This is a genomic window from Streptomyces araujoniae (assembly GCF_050871195.1).
In the GTDB taxonomy this organism is placed as follows: Bacteria; Actinomycetota; Actinomycetes; order Streptomycetales; family Streptomycetaceae; genus Streptomyces; species Streptomyces bacillaris.
Map to the genome: position 1 here is coordinate 7,343,671 of NZ_CP194070.1, position 13,496 is coordinate 7,357,166.

The following is a 13,496-nucleotide window of genomic DNA, read 5'->3' on the forward strand; positions in this document are numbered from 1 at the left end:
GTACGGGATCAACCGCCCAGCGCCCGCGCCAGATAGGGGGCCGTACGGCTCCCCGCCGCCCGCGCCACCTCCCGGGGCGTCCCGGCCGCCACGATCCGCCCGCCCCGGTCGCCGCCCCCGGGTCCCAGGTCGATCACATGGTCCGCACCCGCGACCACGGCCATGTCGTGCTCCACGACCACCACCGTGCTGCCCGCGTCGACCAGCCCGTGCAACTGCCGCATCAGCACCTCGACATCGGCCGGATGCAGACCGGTCGTGGGCTCGTCCAGCAGATACAGGGTGTGTCCGCGCCGGGTGCGCTGCAGCTCCGACGCCAGCTTGATCCGCTGCGCCTCGCCGCCGGACAGTTCGGTGGCGGGCTGCCCGAGCCGCAGATAGCCGAGCCCGACATCGAGCAGGGTGGACAGGGCGCGCTCGGCGGCCGGGGTGCCGGCGAAGAACGACGCGGCCGACTCCACGGTCAGATCCAGGACTTGAGCGATCGTCAGCCCGCGCAGGGTGACCTCCAGGGTCTCCGGGTTGTAGCGGGCGCCATGGCAGTCCGGGCAGGGGGCGTACGTGCTCGGCAGGAAGAGCAGCTCCACCGGGACGAACCCCTCGCCCTGGCAGGTCTCGCACCGCCCGCCGCGTACGTTGAACGAGAACCGCCCCGCCGTGTACCCGCGTTCACGTGCCGTCCCGGTCTGCGCGAACAGCTTCCGTACGGTGTCGAAGAGCCCGGTGTACGTGGCCAGGTTGGACCGGGGCGTCCGCCCGATCGGCTTCTGGTCCACCTCGACGAGCCGGTCCACCGCCTCCAGCCCGGTGACGGTGGCGCAGAACCGCGCGCCCGCTCCAGGGGCCTCCTCGGCCGACTGCCGGTCGGCCGACACGCCGGCGAGCACCTGGCCGACGAGGGTCGACTTGCCCGAGCCCGAGACCCCGGTCACCGCCGTGAACACCCCGAGCGGGAAGGCCGCGTCGACCCCGCGCACATTGTGGCGCTCGACCCCGGTGAGCCGGATCCACCCGGTCGGCGTGCGCGGCTCCCGTGCCGGCGCTGGGGCCCGGTCGAACAGGAACCGCCGCGTCGCGGACTCCGGCACCTCCGCCAGCCCCTCCGGCGGCCCGCTGTACAGCACCCGCCCGCCGTGCTCCCCGGCCAGCGGGCCCACGTCCACCAGCCAGTCCGCCCGCCGGACCACATCGAGGTGGTGCTCCACGACGAAGACGGAGTTCCCGGCCTCCTTGAGCCGGTCGACCACCCCGAGCAGGGACTCCGTGTCGGCGGGGTGCAGACCGGCCGACGGCTCGTCCAGGACGTAGACGACACCGAAGAGTCCGGAGCGCAACTGCGTGGCCAGCCGCAGCCGTTGCAGCTCGCCGGAGGAGAGGGTGGGGGCCGTGCGGTCCAGGCTCAGATAGCCGAGCCCGAGTTCGGTCACCGTTCCGATCCGGGCCAGCAGATCGGCGCCGAGCACCCGGGCCGTCTCCTCCCCGCCCACCGGCTCGGCCCCCGCCCCGCCGCCGTGCGCCACGCCGTGGACCCCGGCCAGCACCTCGGCCAGCTCCGACAGGGGGAGCGCGGCCAGCTCCGCGATGGTCCGCCCGCCGAAGGTCACCGCCATCGCCTCCGGGCGCAGCCTGCTCCCGCCGCACACCGGGCACGGCACACTGGTCAGGAAGCGCTCGGCCTTCGCCCGCAGCGTGCGGCTCCTGGTGTCGGCGAAGGTGTGCAGCACATAGCGCCGGGCGCTCATGTACGTTCCCTGGTACGGGCGTTGGATGCGTCCCGCCTCCCGCACCGGATGCACCGTCACCACCGGCTGCTCGTCGGTGAACAGGATCCACTCCCGGTCCTTCGCGTCCAGCTCGCGCCACGGCCGGTCGACGTCGTAGCCGAGGGCGTCCAGCACATCCCGCAGGTTCTTCCCCTGCCACGCCCCCGGCCAGGCCGCGATCGCCCCCTCCCGGACGGACAGCGAGGGATCGGGGACCAGCAGCCCCTCGTCCGTACGGTGGATGCGCCCGAGCCCGTGGCACTCGGGGCAGGCCCCGGCCGCCGTGTTGGGGGAGAACGCGTCGGAGTCCAGCCGCTCGGCCCCCGGCGGATACTCACCGGCCCGGGAGAACAGCATCCGCAGCGAGTTGGAGAGCGTGGTCACCGTCCCCACGGACGACCGGGCCCCGGGGGCGGAGCGCCGCTGCTCCAGCGACACGGCGGGCGGCAGCCCGGTGATCTCCCCGACGGCGGGGGCGCCCACCTGGTGGATCAACCGGCGGGCGTAGGGGGCGACGGACTCGAAGTAGCGGCGCTGGGCCTCGGCGTAGACCGTGCCGAACGCCAGCGACGACTTGCCGGACCCGGAGACCCCGGTGAAGACCGTCAGGGTGTCGCGCGGGATGTCGACGTCCACGTCCTGGAGGTTGTGCTCGCGCGCGCCGCGCACCCGGACGTACGGATCGTGGGGGGTGTGCATGGGGCGGGGCTCCGTACGTGAGGGGACAAACGGTTCGATTCTAGGCGCGGTCGCAGCCGGGGGCAGGGAGGGCCGGAGCAGCCGGCGGCCCGGTCGGCCGCCCGGTCCGGAACCTGTCTCCTCTGCGGTGAGCCGCACCGAAGGGCGGCACGCGCGACGGCCGCCGGGAGCAGCAAGGGAGTGCCGGGCAGGAGTGGGCCGCCGACGCGGCTGCCGGAAGTTCTCTGGGCGCGGACCGGGCGGACGCGGAGACTCGCAGATGCCGGAGCCGGTCCCAGGCCCGGACGAGACCGCATCCATGGAGGTGACCGGTGGACAGCGCAGATGCCCGGACGGCGGATTCCGGACGGCCGATGTCGTTCGCACAGCGACGGCTGTGGTTTCTGGACAGCCTGCGCCCCGGGACGCCGGACGACCTGCTGCCGCTGGCGCTGCGCGTCCGGGGGGACCTCGACGAGAAGGCCCTGACCGGGGCCTTCGAAGCCGTGATCGCCCGGCACGAGGTGCTCCGGACCCGCTACCCCTCCGTCGACGGCGAGCCGGTGGCGGTGGTGGAGCCCGTCGTGGAGGTGCCGTGGGACCACCGGGACCTGGGCAGCCTGCCGCCCCGGGAGCGCGAGTCGCGGCTCACCGCGCTGATCGCCGCCGAACTGGTCAGGCCGCTGCCGCTGGACACCGCGCCGCCGCTGCGGCTGACGCTGGTGCGCCTCGGCGACCAGGAGCACCTGCTCCTGATCGTGGTCCACCACATCGCCTTCGACTTCTTCTCCTGGCCCGTCCTCACCCGGGAACTGGCGGCCGGGTACCGGGCCCGCACGGGAGGCGGGGGAGCAGAGCCCGAGCCGCTGCCCCTCCAGTACGCGGACGCCGCCGTCCAGCAGGCCGCGCGCCTCACCGGCCCCCGGGGCGAGCGCCAACTCGCCTACTGGCGTGAGCGGCTGGCCGGGCTCGAACCCCTGGAGCTGCCCGCCGACCGGCCGCGACCGGCCATCTGGGACGGCGCCGCCGACATCGCCCGCTTCACCGTTCCGGCCGGACTCGCCGCCCAGGTCGACCGGCTGGCCAGGGAACACCGGGCCACGCGCTTCATGGTGCTGCTCGCCGCCTTCCAGGCCACACTGGGACGGCTGGCCGACCGCGACGACGTGGCCGTCGGCACCCCGGTCAGTGGCCGGGGGCGGCCCCCGCTCGGTGAGCTGATCGGGCTGTTCGTCAACTCCGTGGTGCTGCGCACCAGCCTGACCGGTTCCCCGTCCTTCGCCGAACTGCTCGGCCGGGTCCGCGCGGACACCCTGGCCGCGCTCACCCACGCCGAGCTGCCGTTCGAGCGGGTCGTCACCGAACTGGCCCAGCGGCGCGACCTGTCCCGCAACCCCCTCTTCCAGGTCTCCTTCCAGCTGCTTCCCCTCCCCGAGGAGCCGGACTACCTCCCCGGCCTGGACGCCGGGATGGTCTCCACCCCGGCGTCGGGCACCGCCCTCGACCTGGCGCTCGACCTCCTCTCCCGGTCCGACGGCCGGATCTCCGGCCGGATGCAGTACGCCACCGCGCTCTTCGACCCCGACACCGCCGAGCGGATCGGTGCCGCCTTCGTCACCCTGCTGGCGGCCGCCGTGGCCGAACCGGACGCTCCGCTCGCCCGGCTCACCGAAGGGATCGAGGGGCTGCCCGCCCGCGAGCGGCGCAGACTGCTGGCCCAGGGCAACGACACGGCGCTGGACGTGCCCGACGTCCCCTGGACGGAGCTGTTCGCCCGGCAGGTCTCCCGCACCCCCGGCGCGGTGGCGGTCAGCGGTCCCGGCGGCTCCCTCACGTACGGCGAACTGGACACCCTGGCCGACCGGCTGGCTCACCGTCTCGCCGACGCCGGAGCCGGCCCGGGCGTTCCGGTCGGCGTCTTCCTGGAACGGGGCCCCGGTCTGCTGACGGCCCTGCTGGCGGTGCACCGGGCCGGCGCCGTCTACCTTCCGCTCGACCCGGACTACCCGCCCGCCCGGATCGGCCATCTGCTCCAGGACTCCGGAGCCGGGATCATCGTCAGCGAGAGGGCCCTCACCGGCCGTCTGGCGGAGACGGCCGGCGGCCGTACGTCCGGGGCGCGCACCCTCCTCCTGGACGACGACGAGGCCCCCCGGGCGCCCGGGGCCTCGCGCCCGGGGCCGCCGCACCGTCCGCGCCCGGACGAACTCGCCTACATCTTCTACACCTCCGGCTCCACCGGGCAGCCGAAGGGCGTGCTCGTCGAGCACCGGTCGCTCACGCACTTCCTGGCGGCCATGGCCGGCCGTCTGCCGATCGGCCCCGGTGCCACGTTCCTGGGCATCACCACGGTCTCGTTCGACCCGTCCCTCATGGAGCTGTGCCTTACGCTGACGACCGGGGCAAGGCTGCTGCTGGCCGACCGCGAACAGGCCCGCGATCCCCAGCGGATGGCTGCCCTGATCGACGGCGCCGGCACCGCCCTGGTCCAGGCCACCCCGGTGACCCTGCGGATGCTGCTGGACTGCGGCTGGCGGCCGGGCGCCGGACTCGACATCCTCAGCGGTGGCGAGAAGCTGCACACCGATCTCGCGGTACGGCTGGCGGACGGCGGCGCGCGGGTGTGGGACCTCTACGGCCCGACCGAGACCACCGTCTGGTCCACCACGTCCCGGCTCGACCCCCGAGGGCGCCCGGAGGACTGGCGACTGCGAGGCAACACCCGCCTCGTGCTGCTCGACGCCCGCGGGGAGCCCGTGGCAGAGGGGGCCGTCGGGGAGATCCACATCGGCGGCACCGGCCTGGGCTGGGGCTACCACGGCAGGCCGGCCCAGAGCGCCGCCGCCTTCGTCCCCGACCCCTTCGCCGACCGCCCCGGCGCCCGGCTGTACCGCACGGGCGATCTCGCGCGCCGGCGTCCCGACGGGTCCCTGGAGATCCTGGGCCGGGCCGACCACCAGGTGAAGATCCGGGGACACCGGATCGAGCCGGGTGAGATCGAGTCCGCGCTTCTTGCCCTCGGCCGCATCCGGGCCGTGGTGGTCCGCGCGGTGCCGCACCCGGACGGCGACCAGCGGCTGGCCGCCTATCTCGTGATGCGGGAGGCCGCCGCGGCAGCCTCCCACGACGAGCTGAGGACGGCCCTGCTGGCCACCCTGCCCGACTACATGGTGCCCGAGGCCTTCGTGACCCTGGAGGCGCTGCCCCGGACTCCGAACGGCAAGGTCGACCGCCTGGCGCTGCCGCCGGTGGCCGACTGGGGCGTCGTCAGCGGCCCCACGGGCGCACCCCCGCGTACGGACCGCGAACGCGCGGTGGCCGCGGTCTGGGAGGACGTGCTCGGCATCCCGGAGATCGGTGTCGACCACGACTTCTTCCAGCTCGGCGGCCACTCCCTGCTCGCCACCCGTGTCTCGGTACGGCTCAGGGCCGCCCTCGGGATCGACGTACCGGTCCGGGCCCTCTTCGAGCACCCCACCGTGGCCGCGCTGGCCGCGGCCCTGCCCGGCTATCCCACCGTCGCCTCCTCGGCGTCCGCGCCGGTGCTGGGAGCCCGGCGGCGCACACGCCGCCCCGTGGCGGACGCCCGCTCCTGAGGGCTCCCTCCGACCGCCCTCGGGAACCCACCGGGGCGCCGATGCCGGCCGTCCCCCGGCCGTCGCCACCGCACACCGCCGCCAGTCGCCCCACGCAGCCGTCCCGCCGGGGCGTGCCGTCCCGGATCAGGACCGGCACGACGGGCGAGAACCGAAAGGACCACCGACCACCATGACCATCGCCTTCACCCCTCCCCCCGTCGTCGTCCCGTCCCTCGGCGCGGCCGGGGCACCCGACGTGGACGTCTTCGAGCGGTACGAGTCCCACGTCCGCAGCTACTGCCGCAAGTTCCCGGCGGTCTTCGTCCGGGCCAAGGGCGCCCGGCTGTACGCCGAGGACGGCCGGGTCTTCACCGACTTCTTCTGCGGCGCCGGCTCCCTCAACTACGGCCACAACCCGGACCCGATCAAGGCGCGGATCACCGACTACCTCGCCTCCGACGGCATGATGCACGGCCTCGACATGTACACCGCGGCGAAGCGGTCCTTCCTGGAGGCCCTGACCGAGCACATCCTGCGCCCCCGCGGCCTGGACTACACCGTGCAGTTCTCCGGCCCGACCGGGGCCGACGCCGTCGAGGCCGCCCTGAAGCTCGCCCGGAAGGCCACCGGCCGCCGGGGGGTCTTCGCCTTCGGCGGGGGCTACCACGGGATGACCCGGGGCTCGCTGGCCGTCACCGGCAACGGACGCGCCCGACGGGCCGGGGGAGTGCACGGCCAGGACGAGGTCACCTTCATCCCCTACGAGGACGGCCCCCAGGGCCCGTTCGACTCCATCGCCCTCATCGAACGGCTGCTGGCCGACTCCTCCTCCGGGGTCGAGGCGCCCGCCGCGGTGATCGTCGAGCCCCTGCAGATGGAGGGCGGTGTGTACCCGGCCTCCGCCGACTGGCTGCGGCGGCTGCGTGCCGTCACCGAACGGCACGGCATCCTGCTGATCTGCGACGAGATCCAGTCCGGATGCGGCCGTACCGGAACCTTCTTCGCCTTCGAGGAGTCCGGCATCGTCCCGGACATGGTGACCGTCTCCAAGTCCATCAGCGGCTACGGCCTCCCGCTGGCCCTCACCCTCTTCCGGCCCGGGCTGGACGTCTGGGAGCCCGGGGAGCACACCGGCACCTTCCGCGGCAACCAGCTCGCGTTCGTCGCCGCGACCGCCGCCGCCGAACTGTGGAGCGACCCGGAGTTCGTGGAGCGGCTGCCCGTGCCGGCCCGCTCCCTGACCGCCCTCGGCGCCGAACTGACCGCCGCCGAAACGGAGATCACCGTCCGGGGCCGCGGCATGGTGCTCGGCATCGACCTCGGCCGGGCCGGCGGCGGCATGCGCGCCGAGGAGGTCCAGCGGTACGCCTTCGAGCACGGGCTCATCGTCGAGCTCTCCGGCCGCGACGACGAGGTGATCAAGATCCTGCCGCCGCTGACCGTCACCCCCGAGGAACTGGACCACGGCATCGGCGTGCTCCGCGCCGCCCTGCTCGGCCGCTGAGACCGCACCGACCGCTCCCCCCAGGAGGAAGCACCATGCCCCAGGCCGAACGCCGCCATCTGATCTCCATCGACGACCTCTCCGACGACGAACTGCTGCACATCGCCCGGCGCGGCGCCGAGTTCTCCGCGGGCGCCGCCGACGACGCGCGCCCCCTGGCGGACACCGTCGTCGGCGTGCTGTTCCGCAAGACCTCCACCCGCACCCGTACCGCCTTCTCCGCCGGAGCGCTGAGGCTGGGCGCGCGGCTGATCACATACGGCCCCGGGGACCTCCAGGAGAACACCGGGGAGACCGTGGAGGACAGCGCGGCCGTACTCTCCCGCATGATCGACGTCCTGGTGGCGCGCACCGCCGGGCCCGAGCGCGAACTGCGCGCCTACGCCGACCAGCGGCGGATGGCCGTGGTCAACGCGATGAGCCAGGGTGAGCACCCCACCCAGGCACTGGCCGACCTGACCACGCTGCTCCGCACGTTCGGGCGCATCGAGGACCTGCACGTGGTCTACGTGGGAGAGGGCAACAACACCGCCTCCGCCCTGGCCCTGGCGCTCTCCCGCTTCCCGGGCACGCGGCTCACGCTGCGCACCCCGCCCGGGTACGGACTGGCCCCCGCCTATCTGGAGCGGGCGGCGGCCCATGCCCGGCGGAGCGGCGCCCGGATCGAGGAGCGCCACGACATGGCGGACCTGCCGGCCGCCGACGTCGTCTACACCACGCGCTGGCAGACCACCGGCACCGCCAAACCGACCCCCGACTGGCGCGAGGTCTTCGCGCCCTTCCAGGTCGACGAGAAAACCATGGCAAGCAGCCCCGACGCGGTCTTCATGCACGACCTCCCCGCCCACCGGGGCGAAGAGGTGACCGCGGACGTGCTCGACGGTCCGGCGAGCATCGCCTTCGACCAGGCCGAGAACAAATACCACAGCGCCCGCGCCGTTCTCGAATGGTGCGGGGCCGACCGGAGCTCCGAGAGGTAGAGCGTCATGGGCGCGGAAAAGCACGCGGAATACCAGGAAGCCGTTTATCTGCCCGGTGGGCGTTGGCGGTTGTGGGAGCAGTTTTCGTTGCGTGGGCCGGGTTTTCCGGTGGGGGGTGTGTTGGATCTGGCTCCGGTGGATGTGTCGGTGTATGCGGACAAGTTTGCCGGTGGGGTGTTGTCGGGTCCTGATTGGGAGGAGTTCGAGGGGGTGTTCGGGGAGGTTGCGGCGCGTACTGCGGTGAGGTTGCAGGGTGTTGCGGGTTCTTCGGATTTCACTGCGGCGGTGGCGTGGCAGAACCGGACGGTGTTGCGGACGGGTTTGCGGCCGTTTCTGGGGTGGGTGCCTTCGGCTTCGGGGCGGTCGAGTATGCCGCGTCAGCGTGAGGAGTTGGTGGCGCATTATTGGCAGCGTTTCTGTGTGAAGAATGACACGATCGGGTTTTTCGGTCCGGTGGGCTGGGGTCGTGTGGATGGTTCGGTGGGGGGTGTGGAGGTTGATCCGGGGGAGGGGTTGACGGCGTCGTCGTCGGTGTTCTTCTCGAGTTGGTCGATCGATGCGCTGGCGCGGACGTTGTCGGCGGACGAGCGGCTGATGGCCTGGATCCCCCCACGACGCACTCCGTTCGCCCGTATCGGACGGGGTGACGGCGGGGCGTTCGTACAGCTCCCGGGACGGCCCGAACAGCCCGTCCCCGACGAGCTGCTGCCGATGCTGGAACTGGTCGACGGCCGCCGCACCCTCGGCGACCTCGCCCGGGAGCTCTCGCTCCCCGCAGGACCGGCCGAGGAGCACCTGCGCGAGCTGGTGCGTCGTCGGTGGGTGAGCTGGCGGCTGGAGGTGCCGTCGGGTGCGCGTCCGGACCGGGAGCTGCGTGCGGTTCTGGAGCGGGTGGGCGATGCGGAGCTGCGGCGTGGTGCGCTGGAGCCGTTGGAGGTTCTGGAGCGGGGCCGTGAGCGGGTGGAGGCGGCCGGGCGTGACGCGGAGGCATTGTGCGAGGCGCTGGCCGCGCTGGAGGAGGACTTCACCCGGATCACCGACACCGCGTCCCAGCGGGCCAAGGGGAGTCGTACGGCACCGAACCGGTCGCTGGTCTACTCCGACACCCGGCGCTCCGCCACCGCCCGGCTCAGCCCCGCCGTCCTGGACGAACTCACCCCGCTCTCCCTGTGCCTGACGGCCGTGGGCTGGCTGACCAGCCGGTACGCGGAGTCCATGCGCGCGCACATCCGGCAGAGCTTCGACCAGGTGCGCGGCGACCGGCCCACCACCGACCTCGCCTCGCTCTGGTTCGCCTGCCTGCCCGCCCCGCACGCCGCCTCCATGCCGGAGGCCGACCGGATCGGTGCCGAACTGCGCGAGCGCTGGGCCCGGATCATCGACGCCCCGGAAGGCGCCCGCCGCGTACAGCTCACCTCCGCGGACATCGCCGACCGGGTCCACGAGGAGTTCGACGGACCGCGCGACGGCTGGTCGCTCTCCCGCTATGTGAGCCCCGACGTGCTCATCATGGCCAAGGACGCCGCCGCGGTCGAACGGGGCGACTTCGAACTCGTCCTGGGCGAACTGCACATCGCCATGAACACCGTCGCCGCCTCGCTCTTCGTCAACCAGCACCCCGCCGTCGAGGAGCTGATCGCCGAGACCGACCGCGACTTCCCCGGACCCCGGCTGATGCCGATGCTGCCCAAGGAACTGCCGCTGAAGTGGTCGGCCCGCAGCCGCCCCGCCCTGGACCGCCCGGAGGACTACTTCGTCGCCATCGCCGAGCACACCAGCGACCCGCACCGGGACCGCACCGTGCTCAGCGCCGACGTCACGGTGACCGACCACGACGGCCGGCTGACCGCCGTCCTGCCCGACGGCAGCGAGTTCGACGTCCTCGACGTCTTCAGCCACGCCCTGACCAACCGCGTCATGGACCGCTTCGCCCTGCGCCCCGACGCGGATCATGTGCCGCGGGTGATGGTGGACAAGCTGGTGGTGAGCCGTGAGTCATGGCGGTTCACGGGTGGGGATCTGGGGTTCGCGGAGGAGAAGAGCGAGGCCCGCCGGTATGTGCGGGCGCGGAACTGGCGGGGTGAGCGGGGGTTGCCGCGGTACGTGTTCGTGGTGTCGCCGACGGAGCCGCGTCCGTTCTATGTGGATTTCGATGCTCCGGTGTATGTGAACATCCTGGCGAAGGCCGCTCGTCGGCTGGCGCGGAAGGATCCGGAGGCGAAGCTCACGATCACGGAGATGCTGCCGAGTCCCGAGCACGCGTGGCTGACCGACGACCAAGGCAACACCTACACCTCCGAACTCCGCTTCGTCGCCGTCGACCAGGAACACCAGCAGGGAGGCGTCCCCTCATGGTGAGCCTCCTCGACGCCATCCGGGACCACGCCGCGCGCACCCCGGAGGCCACCGCGCTGCGCGCCCCCGGCCGGATCGTCAGCTACCGGCAGCTCGACACCTGGATCGACCGGCTGGCCCACCTCCTGACCGCCCAGGGGGTCGGACCCGAACGGGTCTGCGCCCTGGCCCTGGAGCCGGGCCCGGAGAGCGTGGTCGCGGTCGCGGCCGTCCTCCGCGCCCGAGGAGCCTTCCTCACCCTGGACGTCACCCAGCCGCCGCCCCGGCTGGCCGCCATGGTCCGCAGCGGCGGCGCCACCGTCCTGATCACCCGGGGCGCGGTGCGGGAGAGGACGGGGCTGACCGTCGACGGGCCGGTGATCGACCTCGACGACGTCGGAGAACCGGACGGACCGGATGGACCGGGCGGACCGGGCGGACCGGGCGGACCGGGCGGTTCGGAACCGCCGGGCACCACACCGGCCGGCTCCGGGCGGCAGCTCGCCTACGTCAGCCACACCTCCGGCTCCACCGGCACACCCAACGCCGTCCTGATCGAGCGGGCGGGCCTCGACTCGTACCTCGGGTTCATCGCCCGGGACTACGGCCTGGGCCCCGACACCGTGGCGCTCCAGGTCGCACCCCTCGGCTACGACGCCTCCATCCGCGACACCTTCGCCCCGCTGGTCGCCGGAGGCACCGTCGTCCTGGCGGAACGCGGCACCCTGTTGCGCGCCGACAGCTTCGCGGAGACCCTGCGCCGCGAGGGCGTCAACACCCTGCTGAGCGTCACCCCGTCCTTCCTCACCTTCCTGGCCCGGCAGGACCTGGCCGAGGAGCATCTCAGCGGACTGCGCCTCGTCGTCACCAGCGGGGAGTCGCTGCTGCCCTTCCTCCGCTCCGGCGCGCGCCGCCTGCTGCCCGGCAGCCTGGTCAACCAGTACGGCCCCACCGAATGCACCATGACCGCCACCCGGTACGCGGTGCCCCCCGAACCGGACCCCACCCGCGACCTGGTCGGGACCCCCATCGACGGGATGACGGTCCGTCTGACCGGACCCGACGGCGACGAGGTGCCCCCGGGCGGCACGGGTGAGATCGTCCTCGGCGGCATCGGCGTGGCCCGCGGCTACCTGGGGCGTCCCGCTCTCACCGCCGACCGCTTCCGCCCCGACCCCGGGGGGCCACCGGGCGCCCGGGCCTACCGCACCGGAGACCTGGCACGGGCCGGTGAGGACGGCGTCCTGGAGTACCTGGGCCGCTCCGACCGGCAGGTGAAGATCCGGGGCTACCGGGTCGACCCGGCCGAGATCGAGGGCGTCCTGCTCGGCCACCCCCGGGTCACCGGCGCCGTGGTGACGGCCGAGCCGGACGAGCAGGGGCGGGTGTTCCTGTACGCCCATGTCACCGGCGCCCTCGACGAGGTCACCGACGCGGCGCTGCGCCGGCACCTCGCGACCGCCCTGCCGCCGCACATGATGCCCCGTACGTTCCACCGCATCGAGCGGCTGCCCACCACCCGTACGGGCAAGACGGACCGGGCGGCCCTGCGCCGCACCGTCGCCCCGGTCCCGGACCGCACACCATGACCGCCGCCGGGACCCGCCTCGGCGCGGGGGACGTCCGGGCGGCCGCCGAACGGATCCGCGGCCCGGTCCGCCGAACGCCTCTGCTGGCCGCCGACGCGCTGCCGGGACTGGCGGAGGCCGGGCTCCGCGGAGTGCTGCTCAAGGCCGAACACCTGCAACGGGGCGGTTCGTTCAAGGCCAGGGGCGCCGCCAACGCGCTCCTCGGCCGGGACACCGCGACCGTGGTCGCCGGGTCCTCCGGCAACCACGGCATCGCCGTGGCCGCGCTGGCGCGCCGGACCGGCGCCGCGGCCACCGTGGTGATGGCCGCGGGAGCCGGCCGGGAGAAGGCCGACGCCATCCGCCGGCTGGGCGCCCGGGTGGTGACCGCGGAGGGCGGTGTGGCCGCACGGGACCAGCTGGCCCGGCGGCTGGCGGCGGACACCGGCGCCCTGCTGGTGCACTCCTCCGACGACGAGCGGGTCATCGCGGGCCAGGGCACCGTCGCCCTGGAGATCCTGGAGGAGGCCCCCGACCTCGATCTGCTCTTCGTCCCGGTCGGCGGCGGCGGGCTGCTGGCGGGCTGCTGCCTCGCGGCCGGTCTCGCCGTGCGCCCTCCGCGCGTCATCGGCGTGGAACCCCGGGAGGCGCGCCGCTACGCCGTGTCCCTCGCGGCCGGGAACCCGGTGGAACTGCCCGCGTCGAGGACCGTCGCCGACGGGCTGCGCGGCCAGCGGCCCGGCGAGATCACCTTCCCCGTCATCCGGGCACGGGTCGACGAACTGATCGCCGTGGGGGACGACGAGGTCCTCCACGCCATGGAGCTGCTGCACCGGGCCGGCCTGCCCGCCGAACCCAGCGGCAGCGTGGCCCTGGCCGGCGCGCTCCGGCGCGGCTTCCACGGACGTACGGCCGTGGTGGTCTCCGGCGGCAACTCGCCGTCGGCGCTGGCCGCCATGGGAGTGGGAGCCGGGAGGGGCGCGGCCGCCACGGCCGACCAGGCTCCGCCGTTCCCCGCCCCTCCCGTCTCCGTCCTGTCGTGACGCCCGTCCCCGTCCACTCCGCTGCTTCCGACACCACTTCCTCCCTAC

General features: G+C 73.7%; 7 protein-coding genes. 6 read left to right on the forward strand and 1 reads right to left on the reverse strand.

Going from position 1 to position 13,496, the window contains the following annotated elements:
* Positions 1–8 precede the first annotated feature (8 nt).
* Positions 9–2,462 (reverse strand): excinuclease ABC subunit UvrA, encoded by a 2,454-nt coding sequence (uvrA, locus tag ACQ9ZG_RS31085; protein WP_499281459.1) that lies wholly within the window; start codon positions 2,460–2,462, stop codon positions 9–11.
* Positions 2,463–2,773: 311 nt separating this feature from the next.
* Between uvrA and ACQ9ZG_RS31090 the strand changes: the two genes are divergently transcribed.
* The 6 genes from ACQ9ZG_RS31090 (at position 2,774) to ACQ9ZG_RS31115 (ending at position 13,448) form a co-directional block, all read left to right on the forward strand.
* Entirely contained in the window at positions 2,774–6,037 is a 3,264-nt protein-coding gene (locus ACQ9ZG_RS31090; RefSeq protein WP_499281460.1) for an amino acid adenylation domain-containing protein, read from the forward strand.
* A 172-nt stretch (positions 6,038–6,209) separates the two neighbouring features.
* Positions 6,210–7,523: a diaminobutyrate--2-oxoglutarate transaminase gene (locus tag ACQ9ZG_RS31095; RefSeq protein WP_219995624.1), complete on the forward strand. Its 1,314-nt coding sequence runs from the start codon at positions 6,210–6,212 to the stop codon at positions 7,521–7,523.
* Positions 7,524–7,558: 35 nt separating this feature from the next.
* On the forward strand, positions 7,559–8,503 hold the full coding sequence (locus ACQ9ZG_RS31100; RefSeq protein ID WP_109916291.1) for an ornithine carbamoyltransferase: 945 nt from the start codon (positions 7,559–7,561) through the stop codon (positions 8,501–8,503).
* Between the two features lie 6 nt (positions 8,504–8,509).
* The gene (locus ACQ9ZG_RS31105) at positions 8,510–10,861 is read left to right on the forward strand and encodes a lantibiotic dehydratase (RefSeq protein WP_499281461.1); all 2,352 of its coding nucleotides are present in this window, start codon (positions 8,510–8,512) and stop codon (positions 10,859–10,861) included.
* Positions 10,855–12,426 (forward strand): amino acid adenylation domain-containing protein, encoded by a 1,572-nt coding sequence (locus ACQ9ZG_RS31110; RefSeq protein WP_109917030.1) that lies wholly within the window; start codon positions 10,855–10,857, stop codon positions 12,424–12,426. The genes ACQ9ZG_RS31105 and ACQ9ZG_RS31110 overlap by 7 nt, the downstream gene beginning before the upstream one ends.
* The gene (locus ACQ9ZG_RS31115; RefSeq protein WP_499281462.1) at positions 12,423–13,448 is read left to right on the forward strand and encodes a threonine ammonia-lyase; all 1,026 of its coding nucleotides are present in this window, start codon (positions 12,423–12,425) and stop codon (positions 13,446–13,448) included. Before ACQ9ZG_RS31110 ends, ACQ9ZG_RS31115 begins: the two co-directional genes overlap by 4 nt.
* Positions 13,449–13,496: the final 48 nt, after the last annotated feature.